Genomic DNA, 21,395 nt, shown 5'->3' with positions numbered 1-21,395 from the left:
ACGGGGTTCTTAGCTTACCTAAGGTGTGGCGGGATCCTTTCCGTGAAGCTCGCATTCCGGGTGGACCGACGTGACGACTGATGGGCGGGACGCCAAGGGGACACCCGATGTGATGCCGGGTGCCCCCTCGGGACGTTACGAATCGGACCTGTACGAACCCGTACTCAGTCCTCGCTCGGCGCCGCCGGCAGCTTGGCCTGGATCAGGTCCATCACCGTCGAGTCCGTCAGCGTCGTCACGTCACCGAGCTGCCGGTTCTCCGCCACGTCGCGCAGCAGGCGCCGCATGATCTTCCCGGAGCGGGTCTTGGGCAGCTCGGCCACCGGCAGGACCCGCTTGGGCTTGGCGATGGGGCCGAGGGCCGCGCCCACGTGGTTGCGCAGCTCGCCCACCAGGTCCTCGGTCTCCGCGGCCGTGCCGCGCAGGATCACGAACGCCACGATGGCCTGCCCGGTGGTCTCGTCGGCCGCGCCGACCACGGCGGCCTCCGCGACCGACGGGTGGGACACGAGAGCCGACTCCACCTCGGTGGTCGAGATGTTGTGGCCCGACACGAGCATCACGTCGTCGACGCGCCCGAGGAGCCAGATGTCGCCGTCGTCGTCCTTCTTGGCGCCGTCACCGGCGAAGTACTTGCCCGCGAACCGCGACCAGTACGTGTCGAGGAACCGCTGGTCGTCGCCCCAGATGGTGCGCAGCATCGACGGCCACGGCTCGGTGAGGACCAGGTAGCCACCGCCGCCGTTCGGCACCTCGTGCGCCTCGTCGTCCACCACGGTCGCGGAGATGCCGGGCAGCGGCGTCTGCGCGGAACCGGGCTTGGTCTCGGTCACGCCCGGCAGCGGCGAGATCATCATCGCGCCGGTCTCGGTCTGCCACCAGGTGTCCACGATCGGCGTCCTGTCCCCGCCGATGTTCTTGCGGTACCAGATCCACGCCTCGGGGTTGATCGGCTCACCGACCGAGCCCAGGACGCGCAGCGAGGACAGGTCGAACTTCGCGGGGATGTCGTCGCCCCACTTCATGAACGTACGGATCGCCGTCGGCGCCGTGTAGAGGATCGTGACGCCGTACTTCTGCACGATCTCCCAGAAGCGGCCCTGGTGCGGGGTGTCCGGGGTGCCCTCGTACATGACCTGCGTCGCGCCGTTCGCCAGCGGCCCGTACACGATGTACGAGTGGCCGGTCACCCAGCCGACGTCGGCCGTGCACCAGTACACGTCGGTCTCGGGCTTGAGGTCGAAGACGGCGTGGTGGGTGTAGGCCGTCTGGGTGAGGTAGCCGCCGGAGGTGTGCAGGATGCCCTTCGGCTTACCCGTCGTGCCCGAGGTGTAGAGGATGAACAGCGGGTGCTCGGCGTCGAAGGCCTCGGGGGTGTGCGCGGAGGACTGGCGCTCCACGATCTCGTGCCACCACACGTCGCGGTCGTCGTTCCAGGCGACCTCCTGGCCGGTGCGGCGGACGACGAGGACGTGCTCCACGTTGTCCACGCGGTCGACGGCGTCGTCGACGGCGGGCTTGAGAGCGGAGGGCTTGCCGCGGCGGTAGCCGCCGTCGGAGGTGATGACGACACGCGCGTCGGCGTCCTGGATACGGGTCGCGAGCGCGTCCGCGGAGAAGCCGCCGAAGACCACGGAGTGCGCGGCGCCGATGCGGGCGCAGGCGAGCATCGCGATCGCGGTCTCGGGGATCATCGGCATGTAGACGGCGACCCGGTCGCCCGCCTGGACTCCCAGCTCCAGCAGCGCGTTCGCGGCCTTGGAGACCTCGTCCTTGAGTTCGGCGTAGGTGATGGCGCGGCCGTCGCCGGGCTCGCCCTCGAAGTGGATGGCGACGCGGTCGCCGTGTCCGGCCTCGACGTGCCGGTCCACGCAGTTGTACGCGACGTTGAGCCTGCCGTCCTGGAACCACTTGGCGAATGGCGGGTTCGACCAGTCCAGGGTCTCGGCGGGCTCCTTGTCCCAGGTCAGCCGGCGTGCCTGCTCGGCCCAGAAGCCGAGCCTGTCAGCCTTGGCCTGTTCGTACGCCTCCGCGGTGACGTTGGCGTTCGCGGCCAGGTCGGCGGGAGGCGCGAACCTGCGCTCTTCCTTCAGCAGGTTGGCCAAGGATTCGTTGCTCACGACATCTCCCTTTCCCAGGGTGTCCGTTGTGTCCCGGGCCACAGCTCATCAGACCGGGACCCCTGATGACAAGGGCCGTCGGCCGATTGGTTTAGACCTGTGGGTGGGTGGCTCCCTTACGGGTGCCACCCATGCTCACGGACGGCGCGTGTGCGGGGTTCACCCGCCCGGGCGAGCCTTGCCTGCGCGGGGCCGGAGAAACGACGGCTGCCGGGGTGCCCTGCCGAGGCGGGCGACAAGCGGTGCGCGGTCCGTCGTGCCGGGGCCGCGCACCCTTTCTCCTCGCGGTGTCCTCCTGGAGTTACGCGGAACGGTGCAGGTCCTCCATCAGGCTCACGTTCTCGAACGCGCCGACGTGCTCGAACACCTCCGCCCCGTCTGCTCCGGTCAGCAGATACGCCTGCGCCTCGCCCACGTGGAAGTACATCCCGTGCAGCTCCAGCGCCCCCTTACTGAGGGCTCGCGCCACGGACTCGTGCGCCCGGAGGTGCTCCAGCTGCTGGACCACATTGGTCAGGCAGAGCTGCTCCACCGCGTCGGCCGGGGCCCGTCCGGCCAGCCGCGCGCCGGGCCGGCCCATGTCCGAGGCGCGCTCCAGGCTGGGCCGTCCGTGCCGCAGCCACCGCTTGAGCGGCGTCCGGGTGCCCCCGGGCTCCGTGTTCAGCAGGGCCTGCATCGCACCGCAGCCGGAGTGCCCGCAGACCGTGATGGACCGCACCTTCAGTACGTCCACCGCGTACTCGATCGCCGCGGCCACCGAGTCGTCTCCGCTCTCCTCGCCGGGCAGGGGCACGAGGTTCCCCACATTGCGGACGACGAAGAGGTCGCCGGGACCACTGGATGTGATCATCGACGTGACGAGCCGCGAGTCCGCGCAGGTCAGGAACAGCTGCGCGGGCTGCTGTCCCTCGCGTGCGAGCCGGGCCAGCTCACCGCGCACCAGTGGGGCGGTGTGCCGCTGGAAGGCGCTGATGCCGCGCGCCAACTGGTGCCCGCTGGGCCGGGCGGAACCGTCGCCGTCGTCCCCCTGCCGGTCACCCGGCTCCTTGGACTCCGGGTCCTCGCAGTGGTGGTTGCGCCACGGCGTCCAGGGGCCGCACCGGCATCCGGAGACATCGGTGGGTTCCGCGATACGGGTGCCAGCACGCCCGGTGATCTCGGCGGCGCCGCCCTGCGCGGTGTGCGTCTTCTGCCAGTCCTGCAGCGTCTCGAACGCCGCGTGGTCCATGAACGAACCGTCCAACTCCACGACGGCTGCCGTCCCCTGGGGCACGAGGTGCAGGGCCCGGCTGAGGCGGGGAACCGCGAGGAACGTCAACTGGCCCCGGACCTGTACGTAATGGACTCCCCCTCTCTCGTCGTGCGTGATGCGGGTGCGGGCGAGGCGGTGCATCGAGACGCCTACGGCCACGGCGATGCCCAGGATCACGCCCTCCAGGACGCCCAGGAGGACGACGCCGAGCGTGGTGACGGCGTACACCAGCACCTCTCGGTGGCGGGTGACCGTGCGGATGTGGTGCAGGGACACCATCTGGATACCGACGGCCATCACCAGGGCGGCGAGCGACGCGAGGGGGATCAGCTCGAGCACGGGGACCATCAGCAGCGCGGCTACTACCACCCAAACGCCGTGCAGCATCGTGGAGTTCCGGCTGACCGCGCCGGCCTGCACGTTCGCCGAACTCCGCACGGCGACCCCGGCGACGGGCAGGCCGCCGAGCGCTCCCGAGACGATGTTGGCCGCGCCCTGCCCGAGCAGCTCACGGTTCAGGTCCGAGCGCGCCACGCCCGGTCGCCCCGCCGCCAGCTTGTCCACGGCGACGGCGCCGAGCAGGGACTGCACGCTGCACACCAGCGTGATGGTGAGGACGGCGGCTACCAGGCCGAGCACCGGCCCTTCGGGCATGCCGGCCAGGGCGTGGCTGCGCCAGGACGGCAGGTCGACCTTGGGCAGGCTCAGCCCGGCCACGGAGGCGGTCGCGGTGGCCACGGCGACGGCGACGAGCGCGGCCGGGACTCTGCGCAGCGCCCGGCCTGCGCGCCCGGGCAGCCGCGGCCACGCGAACAGCAGGGCGAGGGTCAGCACGCTCATCGACACGGCGGCCGGACGCAGGGCCGCCAACTGTGCGGGCAGCGCGCGGAGGTTGTCGAGGACGGCGCTCTGGGGGGTGCCGCCGAGCACGATGTGCAGCTGGGCGACGGCGATGGTCATGCCGATGCCGGCGAGCATGCCGTGCACGATCGCGGGGCTGACGGCGAGCGCCGTGCGGGCCACACGCAGACAGCCCAGGCCGAGCTGGGCGAGTCCGGCGAGGACGGTGATGGCGCAGGTGGCCCGCCAGCCGTAGTGGTGGATGAGCTCGGCGGTGACGACGGTGAGCCCGGCGGCGGGGCCGCTGACCTGGAGCGGCGAGCCACCGAGTCGCCCGGCGACGAGTCCGCCGACGGCGGCGGCCACCAGGCCGGCCTGGAGGGGCGCGCCCGTGGCGAGGGCGATACCGAGGGACAGGGGCAGCGCGATCAGGAAGACCGCGAGTGAGGCGGAGAGGTCGGCGCCCGCGATGCGGAAGGGGCGTCGTGGGGACGGCGGGGGGCTGTGGGGCGGATGGGCGCTCTTGGCCCGAGTCGGGTCTTCGGCGCGGGTGGGGACGCAGGCTGACATGGTTCCCGTCTCCTCCGGGGCGGCGCGGTCGCGGAACAGGTGGTCCCCGCTCTTGGCGGGGTCGGGTCGCGGCCGTGGGTCACGGCGTGCAGCGGCGGGATATCTCAACACTCAGTAAACGAATCGTAATGCAGAGTAAAGGAGGAGTGGTGTTAAAAGCGGCAAATGGGTGAGTTGATCACTCTGTCGAGTGAATGCGGATTTTCATCGGCTTGTCATACAAATTCTTTTCGGTCGTCGTGCGACTTTGTCTGCCCGGGGGAGTCGGCGTGCCTGTTTGCCCGGCGCGGCGGAACTCCCTCACGGCGTTGCCCCGACGGAAGGAAGAAGGTGGGCCCGCGATGGTTGCCACCCTCAGGATCGCCGCGGGTGTCGCACTCGCCGCGGCCTGCTCCACGGCCCTCGCCGGTTGCTCGACCGGCGACACCGGCGCACGCACGGGTGACAGGGGGTCGAAGGAAGGCGCGTACAGCGAGAAGCAGGCCGTTCCGGCCCCGGCGCCCAAGCGTGCCGTACGGCTGATCGGAGACGGCTCCACCGCGTACACGGGTCCACAGCCCGCCCGGCCCGGCCGGCCCGGACCGCAGCGGCTGGAAGCGGGCCGGAAGCCACCGCAGTTCGTGGTCTTCTCGTGGGACGGCGCGGGCGAGGACAGCCAGAGGCTCTTTTCCCACTTCCGAGAGGTGGCCAAGGCCAACAACGCGACGATGACGTACTTCCTGAGCGGCGTGTACATGCTGCCGGGGGCGAAGCGTGACTTGTACCGGCCGCCGCGGCACGAGCCCGGACGCTCGGACATCGGCTTCAACGACATCCGTGGCATCAGGGACACCGTGGCCCAGCTGCGCGGCGCGTGGCTGGAGGGCAACGAGATCGGGACCCACTTCAACGGCCACTTCTGCGGCCCCGGGGGCGGGGTGGGCGAGTGGTCGGTCGCCGACTGGAAGAGCGAGATCGCCCAGGCCAAGGCTTTCGTGAAGTCCTGGAAGACCAACACGGGCCTGGTGGAGGAGGAACCGCTGCCCTTCGACTACGACAGGGAACTCGTGGGCGGCCGTACACCCTGCCTCGAAGGGCAGGAGAACTTCATGAGGGCGGCCCGCGAGCTGGGCTTCCGCTACGACACCAGTGGCGTCGCCGACCAGGTCTGGCCCGCGAGGAAGAGCGGCCTGTGGGAGCTGTCGATGCAGCTGGTCCCCGTCCCCGGCCGTGCGTTCGAGACGCTGACCATGGACTACAACTTCTACGCGAACCAGTCCGGGGCCCGCGCCGGCGCCCCGTCCAGGCACGCCTACTGGGGCAGACAGTTCCGTGACGGCCTGCTGAGGGGCTTCGAGCGCGCCTACCACGGCAACCGCGCGCCCCTGATCATCGGCAACCACTTCGAGTCGTGGAACGGCGGTGCCTACATGCGATCCGTCGAGGAGACCGTCAAGACGGTCTGCACGAAGGCCGAGGTGCGCTGCGTCTCCTTCCGGCAGCTCGCCGACTGGCTGGACGCCCAGGACCCCGAGACCCTCGACAGACTGCGCACCCTCAGGGTCGGTGAGGCCCCGGCGCAGGGCTGGACCGCCTTCCTCACGGGCGGACCCGCCCCCGCCCCGAGGGGCGTGCCCGGCGCGCCGGCGGCCGGCCAGTAGTCGTCCGGCGGGGGTGGCGGGCGTGCGGAAGCGGGCGCGTAGTGTCGTACTCATGAGTACGACAGGCGCGACCGCAGATCCGCTCGCCGCCCTGGGGGAGCTCCCGGGTGTGGCCGAGTCCGTGGAGTCCGTGCGCAAGGCCGTGGACCGGGTCTACGGGCACCGGATCATGCGCCGCCGCAGCAACGAGATCACCGCCGAGGCGGCACTGCGCGGCGCACGCGGTTCCGCCGCGCTGTCCGGTGCCGACTGGGCTCTCGAAGAGGTGCGCCGCCGCACGGACTTCAGCGGTGACGACGAGGCCCGGCTGATGGGCGCCGCCCTCAGGCTGACCGCCGAGGCGGGCCAGCTGCTGTCCATCTGGCGGCAGTCGCCGCTACGGGTGCTGGCCCGGCTGCACCTGGTGGCGGCGGCCGGCGACGACGCGCGCGTGGGGCGTCCGCGTCAGGACGGTGAACCGGTCGACGAACCGCTCGTCGAACTGGAGCTGCCCGACGCCGCCGAGGTCTCCGGCCGACTCGAAGGACTCGCCGAGCTGATCATCGCCGGGAGTTCGGCGCCCGCCCTGGTGACCGCGGCCGTCGTCCACGGCGAGCTGCTCGCCCTGCGCCCCTTCGGCTCCCACAACGGTCTCGTCGCGCGCACGGCCGAGCGCATCGTCCTGGTCGGCAGCGGACTCGACCCCAAGTCCGTCTGCCCGGCGGAGGTCGGCCACGCGGAACTCGGACGCGCCGCCTACGTCGCGGCCCTGGAGGGGTACGTGTCCGGCACCCCCGAGGGCATGGCCGCCTGGATCGCCCACTGCGGCAGGGCGGTGGAGCTCGGTGCCCGCGAGTCGACGGCGGTGTGCGAGGCGCTGCAGCGCGGGGCGGCGTAGCGGGGCGGCGTAGCTCCGCGCGCGAGCGTCGGCAGAAGAAAAGGCCCTCCTGAAGAGGGCCTTGAACAGGGTTGCGGCGGTACGAGGGTTCGTACCGCCGCTGGCATGTTCACCGGGTTACCAGGCGTCCTCGATATATTGCCCATCAGGTCGGGAACTGTTGCCCGTCACCTGGTGCGGCTGGCCCGTAATCGACGGGTCGACGTCGCGTGGGTGCCCAATGTCCATGCTCGGTCCGTGGGGCCAAAATGCGTTATAAAGGTGATCCTTTCGGATGTTCCTTTGGTCTCGCGGGCCGTTGAATCCTTTGTACTCCAGGACCCGGGCAAGCGGAACCCCCGGATGCGCTTCTTTACTTTTGGGTTCAAAGAGTCGTTAACGGGTGTTAATCGGGCGTCGGGGTGGCCGCCGGAGATCACATGGCGGCGGGCCGGCGCCGGCTCGCGTACCAGACGAGTCCGGCGGTGGCCGCCGCGGCGCCTATGGCGGCGGCCGCGACCAGGGCGGGACGCGGCGGTACCGACAGCCGCTGCTTCAGTCGCACCGGGTGGTGGAAGTCCAGAATCGGCCACCCGCGCGCGAGGGCCTCCCGCCGCAGGGAGCGGTCCGGATTCACGGCGTGCGGATGGCCGACCGTCTGCAGCATCGGCAGATCCGTGGCGGAATCGCTGTAGGCGTAGCAGCGCTCCAGGTCGTACCCCTCGGACTCGGCCAGCTCCCTGATCGCCTCGGCCTTGGTGGGGCCGTACGCGTAGTACTCCACTTCGCCCGTGAAGCAGCCGTCGTCGCCCACGATCATGCGGGTCGCCACGACGCGGTCCGCGCCCAGGAGTTCCCCGATCGGCTCGACCACCTCCGCGCCGGACGTGGAGACGATGACGACGTCGCGCCCGGCGGTGTGGTGCTCCTCGATCAGGGAGGCGGCCTCGTCGTAGATGATCGGATCGATCAGGTCGTGAAGGGTCTCGGCGACGATCTCCTTCACTTGTTGGACGTTCCAGCCGCGGCACAGTGCGGACAGGTACTCACGCATGCGCTCCATCTGGTCATGGTCGGCGCCGCCCGCCAGGAAGACGAACTGGGCATATGCGGTACGCAAGACGGCTCTGCGGTTGATCAGACCGCCTTGGTAGAACGACTTGCTGAACGTGAGCGTGCTCGACTTCGCAATGACCGTCTTGTCCAGGTCAAAGAAGGCCGCTGTGCGAGGCAAGGAGTGGTTTTCCACGAGCCTGAGCATATGCGCCCACCATTCGGGCTAGTGTGGGGCGCGTGGGTTTGCCTGAGAGGGCTCTCGGGTACACCATGGAAGTCACGGATCGTTCGCGACCGTGCTAACCCGGCCCGACTCCTCCCCCCCCGAGTCGGCCGTGGGGACGACCCCCGCTCTCCCCCCCGGCGGGGGTCGTCGCATGTCCGGATGCGTTTTCTTCCCTCTTTCATGATCGGCCGCCGACCTCGCGTCCGCGCAGCGGCTTCTCGGTCCGCACGCATGATCCGTCACCCTGTGTAGCCGCGGCGCTGCGCTGTGGAAGTCGCGCAGGTGTCGCCTGTTTGGGTGACGGCGATATTCACAACCCCCGCGTTGTCCACAGTAATCGACCAAGATCCACACGATTTCCGGGATCGCTGCACCGTGATTCCAGCGCGCACCGATCAGGTGAGTTCCTGGCCGGATCGGTTTGTTGATGCGCGTTTGGCCGGTTCCTATCGGCCTTGCATATGGAGGCCGGTTGCCGGTTCTTCACACGGGACTTCACCACGGGCGGGAAACGCGAGGCGGCAGACGACCTCGCGGGCTCCGCGCGAGGAGCAGCGAAGGGGGCTGGAGATCGTGGCGGGAGCCATCACGAACGAGCTGCCGCCCGCCGCCGAAGGGCGGCAGGGCAGGCCGTTGATCGTCACCGAGGACGCGGAACTGCTGGACGACCTGCTGCGCCTGTGCGCGGCCGCGGGTGCCAGACCCGAGGTCCACCACGGGGTGCCGCGGGGCAGGGGCAGCTGGGAGGCGGCACCGCTCGTCCTCGTCGGCGACGACGCGGCACGGCGTGTGCGCGGTGCCGCGCGCAGACGAGGGGTGGTGCTGGTCGGCCGGGACCAGGACGATTCCGGGGTCTGGCGGCGGGCCGTCGAGATCGGCGCCGACCATGTGCTGGTGCTGCCGGACGGCGAGCAGTGGCTCGTCGACCGCATCGCCGACGTGGCCGAGGGCGTGGGCAGGCCCGCCCTCACCGTGGGTGTGATCGGCGGCCGGGGCGGCGCCGGAGCGTCCACCCTGGCCTGCGCGCTGGCGGTCACGTCCGCGCGGCAGGGCAGGCGCACCCTCCTGGTGGACGCGGATCCGCTGGGCGGTGGTCTCGACGTCCTCCTGGGCGGCGAGGCGGCCGAGGGACTGCGCTGGCCGGCGTTCGCCGCCTCGCGCGGCCGGGTCGGCGGCGGAGCCCTGGAGGAGTCGCTGCCCGAACTGCACTCCCTCGGAGTGCTCAGCTGGGACCGCGGCGACGCCGTCGCGATTCCGGCCCAGGCCGTACGAGCGGTCCTGGCGGCCGGCCGGCGGCGCGGTGGTGCGGTGGTCGTCGATCTGCCGCGCCGGATCGACGAAGGCGTCGCCGAGGCCCTCGCCCAGATCGATCTCGGCTTGCTGGTGGTCCCCGCCGAGCTGCGCGCGGTCGCCGCGGCCGCACGGGTGGCGTCCGCTTTCGGGATGGTCCTGCGCGATCTGCGGGTGGCCGTGCGGGGCCCGTACGCACCCGGCCTGGACGACCGCGAGGTGGCACGGCTCCTCGGGCTGCCCCTGGCGGGCGAAGTGCCCGCCGAATCGGGGCTTGTGGACGGCGCGGCACCCCCTGGAGGAGTCGCGCGCGGACCACTCGCGCGTTTCTGCACGACGTTCTGGGAGCGGGCACGGGCCAGGGGTGAGGCCGCATGAGCGGCGGATGGGATCCGGCGCCCGGGACCGACTGCGAGCTGCTGGACGGTGTGCGGCAGTGGCTCGCCGAGAGCGGCTCGGAACCGACACCGGCGCGCGTGGCACAGGCCCTGCGGGAGCGGGGCCGGGTACTCGGTGACGCCGAAGTCCTGGGCGCCGCCGAGCGGTTGCGCTCCGAGCTGATCGGCAGCGGGCCACTGGAACCGCTGCTGACCGACCCCTCGGTCACCGACGTCCTGGTGTCGGCACCCGACCGGGTGTGGGTGGACAGGGGTGGCGGCCTGGAGCTGACGGAGGTCTCCTTCCCGGACGCGGTGGCGGTACGGCGCCTCGCGCAGCGTCTGGCCGCGGTGGCCGGCCGCAGGCTCGACGACGCGCGCCCCTGGGTCGACGCACGCCTTCCGGACGGCACACGCCTGCACGCGGTGATCCCACCGGTGTCCGTGGGTTCGACCTGCCTGTCCCTCCGGGTGGCACGACCGCGGGCGTTCACCCTCGGCGAACTCGTGAGGGCCGGGACGGTACCTCCGGGCGGTGACCGGGTGCTGCGGGCGCTGATCACCTCCCGCCTGTCGTACGTGATCAGCGGCGGCACCGGAACGGGCAAGACGACGTTGCTGAGTGCGCTGCTGGGCCTGGTCGACCCGGGGGAGCGGATCGTGCTGGCCGAGGACTCGGCGGAGTTGCGGCCCGATCACCCGCACGTGGTCCGGCTGGAAGGCAGACCGGCCAACCAGGAGGGCGTGGGGCTCGTCGAGCTCCAGGACCTGGTGCGGCAGGCGCTGCGGATGCGGCCCGACCGGCTGGTCGTCGGCGAGGTGCGCGGGCCCGAGGTCGTGTCCTTGCTGGCCGCTCTGAACACGGGGCACGAGGGCGGCTGCGGGACTCTGCACGCCAACGCGGCGGCCCAGGTGCCCGCACGGCTGGAGGCGCTCGGCACGGCCGCGGGGCTCGACCGGGCGGCCCTGCACAGCCAGTTGGCGGCCGCGCTGTCGGTGGTCCTTCATCTCGTCCGCGACCGCGACGGGCGGCGCAGGATCGCCGAGGTGCACGTGCTGGAGCGGGCTTCCTCGGGGCTGGTGGTGACGGTGCCCGCGCTGCGGTGGGGCGCCGAGGCGTTCACGTACGAGCGGGGCTGGGAGCGGCTGCGGGAGCTGATCAAGGAAGGGAGCGGAGCGCTGTGACGGGGGTCGACGAGTTGCACGCCGGGCTGACCGGGGTGGCCGCCGTGTGTGCCGGAGCGGCGGCCTGGCTCCTCGGCGGGCCGGGCGCAGGGACACGGCGGGCGCAGTTACTGCTCGCCGGTGGAGGCGCGGTGGGGCCGCCGCCCTGGGAGAGGGCGGCCCTGCGCGTGCGGCGGCTGCCGGTCGAGTGGTGGGCGCCGGCGCTCGGAGTGGTGATCGGCGTGCTGGGCGCGTCCGTGCTGCCGGTGCTCGCCGGGGCACTCGGGGTGCCGCTGTTGCGCCGGGCGCGCCGGGCCCGCGAGGCACAGCGGGCGCGCGAGCGGTGCGGTGACGCCGTGATCGCGCTCTGCGGGGCGCTCGCCGGAGAGGTCCGCGCCGGCCGGCAGCCGGGTGAGGCGTTGCTGCGGGCCGCCCGGGACTCGGGCGGGCTCGGCGAGGCGCAGGCGGTCGTGCTGGCGGCCGCGCGGTTCGGCGGGGACGTGCCGGGCGCGCTCGCTGACGTGGCACGGCAACCGGGCGCCGACGGCCTGCTCGGACTCGCCGCGTGCTGGCAGGTGGCCGTGGACCGGGGCGCGGGCCTGGCGGCCGGACTCGACCGGCTGGAAGGCGCCCTGCGTGCGGAGCGGGACCAACGGGCCGACCTGCGAGCCCAGTTGGCGGGCGCCAGGTCCACGGCCGTGATGCTTGCCGGGCTTCCGGTGCTCGGCCTGCTGCTGGGCACCGCGCTGGGCGCCGACCCGCTGCACGTGGTGCTGCACAGCGCCGCCGGGCTGGGCTGCCTGCTGGTCGGCGGGGTGCTGGAGGGCGCCGGCCTGTGGTGGGCGCTGCGGATCGTACGGGGAGCGGAGGAGGCATGAGCACGGAAGTTCTCCACAGGCTGGGGGCGCTCGTGTGCGGCGCGTTGGGAGCGTGGTGGCTGTTCCGGTCCCTGGACACCGTTCGCCGCGAACGCAGGCTGCGCAGACGGCTGGCAGCGGTAGTGCTCCTGGAGGCTGTGCCGTCGGCCCGGCGAACGGCGGTACGGGAAGCCGTACGTGGGTGGCTGCCGGTCGTGGGGGCTGTCTGCGCCGGGTGGGTGCTGGTGGGAGGCCTCGTGGGGCTGTTGCTGGGGCTGGCGGTCGGCTGCGGGCTCTGGCGGTGGAGGTGGCGGCGGCAGCGGGAGCGGGTCAGCGGGTCGACGGGGAAACCGTCGGACGAGGAGTACGACCCGGCTCAGGTGGCGCGCCGGCTCCCGCTCGCCGCCGACCTGCTGGCCGCCTGCATCACCGCCGGAGCCGGCCCGGTCGCGGCAGCACGCGCCGTGGGCGAAGCCCTGGGAGGACCCGTCGGGGAACGCCTGGCCCGCGGTGCGGCGGAGGCGCGGCTCGGGGGCGAACCCGCCGAGGCATGGCGGGCGCTGGCCGGGCTCCCCGGGGCGGGCCCCTTGGCACGGCTCCTGGAACGGGCCGACGAGTCGGGCGTCCCCGCCGCCGCCCCGGTGGCCCGACTGGCGGCAGAGGCCCGCGCCGCAGGGGCACGCGCCGCGACCGAGCGGGCCCGTCGGGCGGCCGTCATGGTCACCGCACCCGTGGGGCTGTGCTTCCTGCCCGCGTTCATCGCGATCGGGGTGCTCCCGGTGGTGATCGGGCTCGCGGACGGGCTGCTGGAAGGGGGCGCCGGATGACGGGGTGACCGGGGACGACAGCACGAGCGGCACTACGGCAGTACGGCAGTACGGCAATGCGGCATTACAGGCGATGAACGGAACGGATCCTTACGGGGGTTGAGATGCACAAGGTGGCATGGGCGGTACGCGTGGCAGAGGCGGTACGAGGACGGATGAGCGCCCTGGCGCGCAGGGTGCGCCGGGCGCCGAGGGACGCGGGGATGGTGACCTCCGAGTACGCGGTGGGGATCATCGCGGCGGTGGCCTTCGCCGCGGTGCTCTACAAGGTGGTGACCAGCGGTCAGGTGCAGACGGAGTTGCAGGACATCGTGCAGAGGGCGCTCGACGGTGGGGCTTGAGCGGTGGGCCGTGCGACCGGGCGGTGGTGGCAGGGAGCCGTCGCGCGCGGGAGCCGAACGGAGCGGCGACCGTGGCTTCGTGAGCGCCGAGGCGGCGGTCGCCCTGCCGGTGCTGGTGCTGTTCGCGATGGCGTTGGTGTGGGCACTGCTCGCCGCGTGTGCGCAGATCCAGTGCGTGGACGCGGCGAGAGCGGGCGCCCGGGCGGCGGCTCGCCAGGATCCACCCGGCGCGGTCGTGGCGATGGCCCGCCGGCTGGCGCCCGACGGGGCACGGGTCACCGTGAGCCGAGAGGGCGACCTGGTGCACGTGGTGGTCGCGGCGAACCCACCGGGGCCGGACGCACTCAGCCTCGACCTGAGGCATGAGGCCGTGGCGCTCGCGGAGGAGACAGTGGGGGCGAGGGGGTGACGGGCACAGGACGCCGAGGGGCGTTGGCGCGGGGCACGAACAGATCGCGCCGGACAGACCATCGCTCCGACCGAGGATCCGCCACCGTCTGGGCCGTAGGTGCCATCGCCGTGCTGTGTGTGATCTTCGGGGCCTTGCTGGCCATGGGCCAGGCCGTCGTGATCCGGCACCGTGCGGCCGGGGCGGCCGACCTCGCGGCGCTCGCGGCAGCCGACCACTGGGCGGAGGGGACGGACGCGGCCTGCGCCACGGCGGAGCGCGTTGCCCGGGCCCAGGGCACCTGGCTCGTGCGGTGCGCGATCGAGGGCGAGATCTCGGACGTCACGGCGGCGTCGGGGAAGGGACCGTTCAGCGCGGAGGTCAGATCGAGAGCCGGACCGGCGGGACCGGACGCATCCGGGCAGACGGCGCCGCACCCCTCGGCACCAGCGGCACCCAGAGCCCCCGAGACCGCGGCACTCAGCCCCCCGGAGCCTCCCGCAGCAGCTCCGTGAGGAGCCGTACGGCTCCCCGCTTGTGCAGGGGATCGTTGCCGTTGCCGCATTTGGGGGACTGGATGCAGGACGGGCAGCCGGCGTCGCACTCGCAGGAGGCGATGGCCTCGCGGGTGGCGGTGAGCCAGGTGCGGGCCGTGTGGAAGGCGCGCTCGGCGAAGCCCGCGCCACCCGGATGGCCGTCGTAGACGAAGACCGTCGGCAGGAGCGTGTCGGGGTGCAGCGGGATCGAGACACCGCCGATGTCCCAGCGGTCGCAGGTCGCGAAGAGGGGCAGCAGGCCGATCGAGGCGTGCTCGGCGGCGTGGAGGGCGCCGCCGAGGATCTCCGGGTTGATCCGGGCCGCGTCGAGCTGGTCCTCGGTGACCGTCCACCACACGGCACGGGTGCGCAGCGTACGAGGAGGGAGGTCGAGTTTCGTCTCACCGAGCACTTCACCGGTGATCAGCTTTCGGCGCAGGAAGGAGACGACCTGGTTGGTGACCTCGACGGAGCCGTAGCACAGGCGTCCGGAGCCCCAGGGGACCTCGGTGTCCGTCTCCAGTACGGAGATCGACGTGGTGTCGCGGGCGACCGTCGAATACGGCGGGTTGGCCTCCTGGACCAGCGCCACGGAGTCGTCCAGGTCCAGTTCGCGCACCAGGTACGTACGGCCCTGGTGCAGGTGCACCGCGCCCTCGTGGACGGTCGTGTGCGCGGCGCCCGCGTCGACCGTGCCGAGCAGCCGCCCGGTGCCGGCCTCGACGATCTGGACCGGCCGTCCGCCCTGGCCGCGGATGTCCGCGAGGTCGGCGGCCCGCTCGCGGCGCGTCCAGTGCCAGGCCCTGGTGCGGCGCCGGAGCAGCTTCGCGGCCTCCAGCTGCGGCAGCAGGTCCTCGGCGGCGGGGCCGAACAGCGCAAGGTCGTCGTCCGTCAGGGGGATCTCGGCGGCGGCCGCGCACAGGTGCGGGGCGAGGACGTACGGGTTGTCAGGGTCGAGGACCGTCGACTCGACCGGCTGGTCGAACAGGGCCTCCGGGTGGTGCACGAGGAACGTGTCCAGCGGGTCGTCGCGGGCCACCAGGACGGCCAGGGCGCCTTCCCCCGAGCGGCCGGCCCGGCCCGCCTGCTGCCACAGGGAGGCCCGTGTGCCCGGGTAGCCGGCGATCACCACGGCGTCCAGGCCGGAGACGTCGATGCCCAGCTCCAGGGCGGTGGTGGCGGCGAGGCCGAGGAGCTCGCCCGAGTGGAGGGCGCGCTCCAGGGCGCGCCGTTCCTCGGGGAGGTAGCCCCCGCGGTACGCGGCGACGCGCCGGGCGAGGGTGCGGTCGACCTCGGCGAGGCGTTCCTGGGCGATCACGGAGATCAGTTCGGCGCCGCGCCGGGAGCGTACGAAGGCGACCGAGCGGACGCCCTGGACGGCCAGGTCGGTCAGGAGGTCCGCGGTCTCGGCGGTGGCGGTACGGCGGACGGGAGCGCCCTTCTCGCCGTGCAGTTCGGTGAGCGGGGGCTCCCAGAGGGCGAACACCAGTTCCCCGCGAGGTGAGGCGTCGTCCGCCACCTCGACCACCGGCACGCCGGTGAGCCGGGACGCGGCGACCGAGGGCTCGGCGGCCGTCGCCGAGGCCAGCAGGAAGACGGGCGAGGCGCCGTAGCGGGCGCACAGCCTGCGCAGGCGGCGCAGTACGTGGGCGACGTGGGACCCGAAGACGCCGCGGTAGGTGTGGCACTCGTCGATCACGACGTACTTCAGGGCCTTCAGGAAGGCCGACCAGCGGGGGTGGGAGGGCAGGATGCCGCGGTGCAGCATGTCGGGGTTGGTGAGGACGTAGTTGGCGTACTGACGGATCCACTCGCGTTCCTCGACGGGCGTGTCGCCGTCGTAGACGGCGGGGCGGACCGAAGTACCGAGCGGATGTGAAATTTCCTTCACCGATCGGCACTGATCCGCCGCAAGCGCTTTCGTCGGGGCCAGGTAAAGGGCGGTTGCTCCACGGCCGTTGGGCGCCTCGGAGCCGTCCAGAAGGCCGGAGAGGACCGGCACGAGATAGGCGAGCGACTTGCCGGAGGCGGTTCCCGTGGCGACGACCACCGAATCGCCGTCCAGCGCGTGTTCGGCGGCGCGTGCCTGGTGGGCCCAGGGGTGTTCGATGCCCTTGGTCTGTACGGCCGAGATGACTTCCGTGCGGATCCGGTCGGGCCAGACGGCATGGCGGCCCTCGCGCGGGGGCAAGTGCTCCGTATGAGTGATGCGCGAAGCCCGGCCCGGCACGGAGGCGAGACGGTCCAGTACCGCCCCTGGTGCGGGCCGGAGGGCGGCGTCCGTCGGGGATCGATCGGATCGGTGATTCTTGGCCATCGGCACCGAGTGTGTCACTGGCGTGACGGACAATGGTCTGAAGGCGTCGTGCACGCCTGCCGGTAAGTGATTGAATGCCATTGCGGCTGGCGAACCGTCCTGGGGCTCCGCCGAGGTGTCCCGAGGGACGACCGCTCGATTAGCAAGGTGCTGGAGGATCCGTGGACCTGTCCCTGTCGACCCGTACCGTCGGCGATCGTACGGTCGTCGAGGTCGGTGGCGAAATCGACGTATATACCGCGCCCAAGCTGCGCGAGCAGCTGGTCGAGCTGGTGAACGACGGGAGTTTCCACCTCGTCGTCGACATGGAGGGCGTCGACTTCCTCGACTCCACCGGGCTCGGCGTGCTGGTGGGCGGCCTGAAGCGCGTTCGGGCCCATGAGGGCTCGCTGCGCCTCGTGTGCAACCAGGAGCGCATTCTGAAGATCTTCCGTATCACGGGTCTCACCAAGGTGTTCCCGATCCACACCTCGGTGGACGAAGCGGTTGCGGCGACGGACTGATCCGTCGGTGGGCGTGTGCCCATGACGGCTGAGACAACAGGAGGGGGACCGGGCCCGCGACGGCCCGGCCCCCCTGACAGCACGCCCGTAGTTCCGAGGGGGATGCATGGCCACCGTTGAACTCCGCTTCAGCGCGGTCCCAGGACATGTCAGGACCGCCCGCCTGGTGGCCGCTTCCGTCGCACGCAAGGCCGGGGTGGACGAGGCCGTCCTCGACGAGGTGAGGCTTGCCGTCGGTGAGGCCTGCACCCGGGCCGTCGGACTGCATCAGAACGGTGGCATCTCGGCGCCGGTGCGGGTGCTGCTGATCGAGGAGGAGAAACAGTTCTCCATCGAGGTCGGCGACGAGGCGCCGCGTGCCGTGCCGGGCGGCACGACGCACGGGGCCCACGAGGACGCCGACGTGGAGGCCGAGGAGGACGAGATGGGCCTCGCGGTCATCAGCGGCCTCGTCGACGACGTGGAGGTCACCGCGGACGAGCACGGCGGCCAGATCCGTATGAGCTGGCCCACCGCTCCGCCGGTCGCGGTCGGCTGACGGTCGCGTCCCGTCGCAAGCTCCACTGGAGCACCGCCGTAGCGCCTCCGTCCTCACATCTCTTCGAAGGGCCCTGCTGAGCAGGGCCCTTCGTCGTTCTGCCGATCATTCGGCGATGACTTTCCGACGATGCATCTGAATTAGTGAAGGAATTCACGATCAATCGGGCGATCATACATGCGGTCATTTGATCAAGGTCAACGCTTTTGAGGCATTACCGCTTTCGGGTTCTGTGCTTCCCCGGCGATCATTTGCTGATGGGCATGTGAAGGCTAATTCCGATGGCCGCGTACTGTTTTGATCAGGTTCAGATCCCTAGAATCCGTCCACATCTTGAGCTCAGCCCAAGCGTCAAGGAGGACGAATGGCGGGGCTTTCTACCCCTCAGCAGATTGATCACCCCACAACCTTCGCAGCCGCAGTACTGACCGACGACAATCGGCTCATCGTGATGGTCATCGGGATCGTCGCGCTGGCCGCGCTCGCGGTCGCCGGAGTCCTGGTGCGCCAGGTGCTCGCGGCAGGCGAAGGCACCGACAGCATGAAGAAGATCGCGGCAGCGGTCCAGGAGGGTGCCAACGCCTATCTGGCCCGGCAGCTGCGCACGCTCGGCGTATTCGCCGCCGTCGTGTTCTTCCTGCTCATGCTGTTGCCCGCGGACGACTGGAATCAGCGGATCGGCCGATCGGTGTTCTTCTTGATCGGCGCCGCGTTCTCGGCGGCCACCGGTTATATCGGGATGTGGCTGGCCGTACGCAGCAATGTGCGGGTCGCCGCCGCGGCGCGTGAGGCGACCCCGGCGCCTGGAGAGCCGGAAAAGGATCTCACCGCCGTCTCGCACAAAGCAATGAAGATCGCTTTCCGCACGGGCGGCGTCGTCGGCATGTTCACGGTGGGGCTCGGTCTGCTGGGCGCCTCCTGTGTGGTGCTGGTGTACGCGGCCGACGCACCGAAGGTCCTGGAGGGCTTCGGTCTCGGTGCGGCGCTCATCGCGATGTTCATGCGTGTCGGCGGCGGCATCTTCACCAAGGCCGCCGACGTCGGCGCCGACCTGGTCGGCAAGGTCGAGCAGGGCATTCCGGAGGACGACCCGCGCAATGCCGCGACCATCGCCGACAACGTGGGCGACAACGTCGGCGACTGCGCGGGCATGGCGGCCGATCTCTTCGAGTCGTACGCCGTGACCCTCGTCGCCGCGCTGATCCTCGGCAAGGCGGCGTTCGGTGACTCCGGGCTCGCCTTCCCGCTGCTCGTGCCCGCGATCGGTGTGCTCACCGCGATGATCGGCATCTTCGCCGTGGCCCCGCGGCGCACCGACCGCAGCGGGATGAGCGCCATCAACCGCGGTTTCTTCATCTCCGCGGTGATCTCGCTGGCGCTGGTCGCGATCGCGGTGTTCGTCTACCTGCCCTCGTCGTACGCCGACCTGGACGGGGTCACGGACGAGGCGATCCTCGGCAAGGGCGGCGATCCGCGGATCCTCGCGCTCGTCGCGGTGGCCATCGGCATCGTGCTGGCCGCGCTGATCCAGCAGCTGACCGGCTACTTCACCGAGACCACCCGCCGCCCGGTGCGGGACATCGGCAAGACCTCGCTGACCGGCCCGGCCACCGTCGTCCTCGCCGGTATCTCCATCGGTCTCGAATCGGCCGTCTACACGGCCCTTCTGATCGGCCTCGGCGTGTACGGGGCGTTCCTGCTCGGCGGTACGTCGATCATGCTCGCCCTGTTCGCGGTGGCGCTGGCCGGCACCGGTCTGCTCACCACGGTCGGCGTCATCGTCGCCATGGACACCTTCGGGCCGGTCTCCGACAACGCGCAGGGCATCGCCGAGATGTCCGGCGACGTCCAGGGCGCGGGCGCGCAGGTGCTCACCGACCTGGACGCCGTCGGCAACACCACCAAGGCCATCACCAAGGGCATCGCCATCGCCACGGCCGTGCTCGCGGCGTCGGCGCTCTTCGGGTCGTACCGCGACGCGATCCTCTCGGCCGCGAACGACGTGGGCGAGAAGGTCTCCGGGGCGGGCGCGCCGATGAACCTGATGATGGACATCTCGCAGCCCAACAACCTCGTCGGGCTCATCGCGGGCGCCGCGGTCGTCTTCCTCTTCTCGGGGCTGGCGATCAACGCCGTCTCGCGGTCCGCCGGTGCGGTCGTGTACGAGGTGCGGCGGCAGTTCCGCGAGAAGCCCGGGATCATGGACTACACCGAGAAGCCCGAGTACGGCCGGGTCGTCGACATCTGCACCAAGGACGCCCTGCGGGAGCTGGCCACACCGGGTCTGCTCGCCGTCATGGCGCCCATCGCGATCGGCTTCACGCTCGGCGTCGGCGCCCTCGGGGCCTACCTCGCGGGTGCGATCGGCACGGGCACGCTGATGGCGGTGTTCCTCGCCAACTCCGGCGGCGCCTGGGACAACGCCAAGAAGCTCGTCGAGGACGGCCACCACGGCGGCAAGGGCAGTGAGGCCCACGCGGCGACCGTCATCGGCGACACCGTGGGCGACCCGTTCAAGGACACCGCGGGTCCCGCGATCAACCCGTTGCTGAAGGTGATGAACCTGGTGGCGCTGCTCATCGCGCCCGCGGTCGTCAAGTTCAGCTACGGCGAGGACAAGAGCGTCGGGCTCCGCGTGCTCATCGCGGTGCTGGCGCTCGTCGTGATCGTCGGCTCGGTGTACGTGTCCAAGCGGCGCGGTATCGCTGTGGGTGACGAGGACAACTCCGAGCGGGTTGCCAAGTCGGTGGATCCCGCGGTGGTTTCGTAGGCGGCGGTACGAGGGTCGGCTTCGCGCCGGCCAACGGGCGGGCGGATGGCGCGTGTTGGCGCGTCGTCCGCCCGCTCTGCCGTGTGCGCGCCCTGTTCGTGAGCCTTCTCTCGCCCGGTGTAAATCACTCTAATCAGTGTGATTACGGTCATACGGAATAGGGGTGTCGCTCGTTCGGCGTGTATGTTCCGGGGCCGAGAGCCATGGAAGGGACCAATCCGGTGAACAAGAAGCTCACGGCCGCACTGTCCGGCGGTGCGGTACTGGTACTGGCGCTGTCGGGATGCAGCAGCAGCGACGACAACAGCGAAAAGCTGAACTCCTGGGCCAAGCAGGTCTGCGACGCCGTGCAGCCGCAGACGAAGAAGATCACGGCCGCCAATGCCTCGATCCAGCAGGAGACCTCGGACGACAGCGCGCCGGAGGCCGTGCAGAAGGTGGACTCCCAGGCCTTCCAGGACATCTCCGACGCCTACAAGGCGATGTCGACCGCCGTGCAGAAGGCCGGGGCGCCGGACGTCGAGAACGGCAAGACCAAGATGCGGGCCGCGGTCTCGGAGCTCAACACCCTCTCCACCGCCTACGCCGATCTGAAGAAGAAGTCGGACGCCCTCGACGTCAAGGACCAGGCGAAGTTCGCCGAGGGCCTCAAGGGTGTCGCCGTGGAGCTGGAGAAGCTGAGCAAGAGCGGCAGCGACGCGCTCGCCAAGCTGGAGGAGGGCGACGTGGGCAAGGCGATGGCCAAGCAGCAGAGCTGCAAGACCGCCGCCGGCTCGTCCTCGGCGACGAAGAGCTGACGTTCCAGGGAGAGGGCGCCCTCAGGGAGGGCGATCTTTCGCCAACCTCATGATGGTCCGGTACGCGCGCGTGCCGGACCTTCGGCACGCGCCGTTCCCAGGTGGACGCCCAGCCGTCCCGAGGTGGACG

Annotated in this window: 17 protein-coding genes; 13 read left to right on the top strand and 4 right to left on the bottom strand. The window is 71.1% G+C overall.

Annotated features, from left to right (window positions below):
* Positions 1-164: 164 nt before the first annotated feature.
* Together acs and AB0959_RS10125 are read right to left on the bottom strand one after the other, a co-directional pair.
* Positions 165-2,120 carry an acetate--CoA ligase gene (gene acs, locus AB0959_RS10130; protein WP_366825865.1) on the bottom strand — a complete coding sequence of 652 codons (1,956 nt, stop codon included), beginning with the start codon at positions 2,118-2,120 and terminating at the stop codon, positions 165-167.
* A 301-nt stretch (positions 2,121-2,421) separates the two neighbouring features.
* Positions 2,422-4,782, bottom strand: coding sequence for a SulP family inorganic anion transporter (locus tag AB0959_RS10125; protein WP_366825864.1), 2,361 nt, complete (start codon positions 4,780-4,782; stop codon positions 2,422-2,424).
* 341 nt (positions 4,783-5,123) lie between these two features.
* On the opposite strand from AB0959_RS10125, the gene AB0959_RS10120 reads away from it, so the two are divergent.
* Both AB0959_RS10120 and AB0959_RS10115 read left to right on the top strand, forming a co-directional pair.
* Positions 5,124-6,422 carry a hypothetical protein gene (locus AB0959_RS10120; protein WP_366825863.1) on the top strand — a complete coding sequence of 433 codons (1,299 nt, stop codon included), beginning with the start codon at positions 5,124-5,126 and terminating at the stop codon, positions 6,420-6,422.
* A 52-nt stretch (positions 6,423-6,474) separates the two neighbouring features.
* The gene (locus AB0959_RS10115) at positions 6,475-7,299 is read left to right on the top strand and encodes an oxidoreductase (RefSeq protein WP_366825861.1); all 825 of its coding nucleotides are present in this window, start codon (positions 6,475-6,477) and stop codon (positions 7,297-7,299) included.
* A gap of 415 nt (positions 7,300-7,714) precedes the next feature.
* On the opposite strand, the gene AB0959_RS10110 is transcribed toward AB0959_RS10115, so the two are convergent.
* A complete protein-coding gene (locus tag AB0959_RS10110) occupies positions 7,715-8,539 on the bottom strand; it encodes an HAD-IB family hydrolase (protein WP_366825860.1) in 825 nt (274 codons plus the stop codon).
* Between the two features lie 594 nt (positions 8,540-9,133).
* On the opposite strand from AB0959_RS10110, the gene ssd reads away from it, so the two are divergent.
* The 7 genes from ssd (at position 9,134) to AB0959_RS10075 (ending at position 14,319) form a co-directional block, all read left to right on the top strand.
* Entirely contained in the window at positions 9,134-10,228 is a 1,095-nt protein-coding gene (ssd, locus tag AB0959_RS10105) for a septum site-determining protein Ssd (protein WP_366825859.1), read from the top strand.
* Positions 10,225-11,412: a TadA family conjugal transfer-associated ATPase gene (locus AB0959_RS10100; protein ID WP_366825857.1), complete on the top strand. Its 1,188-nt coding sequence runs from the start codon at positions 10,225-10,227 to the stop codon at positions 11,410-11,412. The genes ssd and AB0959_RS10100 overlap by 4 nt, the downstream gene beginning before the upstream one ends.
* Positions 11,409-12,269, top strand: a complete 861-nt coding sequence (locus tag AB0959_RS10095) for a type II secretion system F family protein (protein WP_366825855.1) — start codon at positions 11,409-11,411, stop codon at positions 12,267-12,269. Before AB0959_RS10100 ends, AB0959_RS10095 begins: the two co-directional genes overlap by 4 nt.
* On the top strand, positions 12,266-13,075 hold the full coding sequence (locus tag AB0959_RS10090) for a type II secretion system F family protein (protein ID WP_366825854.1): 810 nt from the start codon (positions 12,266-12,268) through the stop codon (positions 13,073-13,075). The genes AB0959_RS10095 and AB0959_RS10090 overlap by 4 nt, the downstream gene beginning before the upstream one ends.
* Positions 13,076-13,179: 104 nt before the next feature.
* Positions 13,180-13,416, top strand: coding sequence for a DUF4244 domain-containing protein (locus AB0959_RS10085; RefSeq protein ID WP_366825853.1), 237 nt, complete (start codon positions 13,180-13,182; stop codon positions 13,414-13,416).
* A 10-nt stretch (positions 13,417-13,426) separates the two neighbouring features.
* Entirely contained in the window at positions 13,427-13,825 is a 399-nt protein-coding gene (locus AB0959_RS10080) for a TadE family type IV pilus minor pilin (RefSeq protein WP_366825978.1), read from the top strand.
* A gap of 23 nt (positions 13,826-13,848) precedes the next feature.
* Positions 13,849-14,319: an Rv3654c family TadE-like protein gene (locus tag AB0959_RS10075; protein WP_366825977.1), complete on the top strand. Its 471-nt coding sequence runs from the start codon at positions 13,849-13,851 to the stop codon at positions 14,317-14,319.
* Here AB0959_RS10075 and AB0959_RS10070 read toward each other — a convergent pair.
* Positions 14,285-16,738, bottom strand: a complete 2,454-nt coding sequence (locus AB0959_RS10070; protein ID WP_366825852.1) for a DEAD/DEAH box helicase — start codon at positions 16,736-16,738, stop codon at positions 14,285-14,287. The genes AB0959_RS10075 and AB0959_RS10070 overlap by 35 nt on opposite strands.
* Before the next feature lie 80 nt (positions 16,739-16,818).
* Between AB0959_RS10070 and bldG the strand changes: the two genes are divergently transcribed.
* From bldG to AB0959_RS10050, 4 genes are all read left to right on the top strand, one after another.
* Positions 16,819-17,160, top strand: coding sequence for an anti-sigma factor antagonist BldG (gene bldG / locus AB0959_RS10065; RefSeq protein ID WP_005475923.1), 342 nt, complete (start codon positions 16,819-16,821; stop codon positions 17,158-17,160).
* Between the two features lie 106 nt (positions 17,161-17,266).
* Positions 17,267-17,698 (top strand): ATP-binding protein, encoded by a 432-nt coding sequence (locus tag AB0959_RS10060; RefSeq protein WP_366825851.1) that lies wholly within the window; start codon positions 17,267-17,269, stop codon positions 17,696-17,698.
* A gap of 364 nt (positions 17,699-18,062) precedes the next feature.
* Complete coding sequence (locus AB0959_RS10055; protein WP_366825850.1) at positions 18,063-20,468, top strand: sodium-translocating pyrophosphatase; 2,406 nt, start codon at positions 18,063-18,065, stop codon at positions 20,466-20,468.
* Between the two features lie 203 nt (positions 20,469-20,671).
* Positions 20,672-21,265, top strand: a complete 594-nt coding sequence (locus AB0959_RS10050; RefSeq protein ID WP_366825849.1) for a small secreted protein — start codon at positions 20,672-20,674, stop codon at positions 21,263-21,265.
* The last annotated feature ends 130 nt before the right edge of the window (positions 21,266-21,395 follow it).

The sequence above is a fragment of the Streptomyces sp. NPDC046862 genome (genome assembly GCF_040704615.1).
In the GTDB taxonomy this organism is placed as follows: Bacteria; Actinomycetota; Actinomycetes; order Streptomycetales; family Streptomycetaceae; genus Streptomyces.
This window is presented reverse-complemented; position numbering and strand designations above follow the sequence as displayed.

Excerpts from the sequence above, each read along its gene's own strand:
- AB0959_RS10125 (WP_366825864.1), bottom strand. The coding sequence starts at position 4,782 with ATGTCAGCCTGCGTCCCCACCCGCGCCGAAGACCCGACTCGGGCCAAG.
- AB0959_RS10120 (WP_366825863.1), top strand. The coding sequence starts at position 5,124 with ATGGTTGCCACCCTCAGGATCGCCGCGGGTGTCGCACTCGCCGCGGCC.
- AB0959_RS10115 (WP_366825861.1), top strand. The coding sequence starts at position 6,475 with ATGAGTACGACAGGCGCGACCGCAGATCCGCTCGCCGCCCTGGGGGAG.
- AB0959_RS10110 (WP_366825860.1), bottom strand. The coding sequence starts at position 8,539 with ATGCTCAGGCTCGTGGAAAACCACTCCTTGCCTCGCACAGCGGCCTTC.
- AB0959_RS10100 (WP_366825857.1), top strand. The coding sequence starts at position 10,225 with ATGAGCGGCGGATGGGATCCGGCGCCCGGGACCGACTGCGAGCTGCTG.
- AB0959_RS10090 (WP_366825854.1), top strand. The coding sequence starts at position 12,266 with ATGAGCACGGAAGTTCTCCACAGGCTGGGGGCGCTCGTGTGCGGCGCG.
- AB0959_RS10085 (WP_366825853.1), top strand. The coding sequence starts at position 13,180 with ATGCACAAGGTGGCATGGGCGGTACGCGTGGCAGAGGCGGTACGAGGA.
- AB0959_RS10070 (WP_366825852.1), bottom strand. The coding sequence starts at position 16,738 with ATGGCATTCAATCACTTACCGGCAGGCGTGCACGACGCCTTCAGACCA.
- AB0959_RS10060 (WP_366825851.1), top strand. The coding sequence starts at position 17,267 with ATGGCCACCGTTGAACTCCGCTTCAGCGCGGTCCCAGGACATGTCAGG.
- AB0959_RS10055 (WP_366825850.1), top strand. The coding sequence starts at position 18,063 with ATGGCGGGGCTTTCTACCCCTCAGCAGATTGATCACCCCACAACCTTC.
- AB0959_RS10050 (WP_366825849.1), top strand. The coding sequence starts at position 20,672 with ATGGAAGGGACCAATCCGGTGAACAAGAAGCTCACGGCCGCACTGTCC.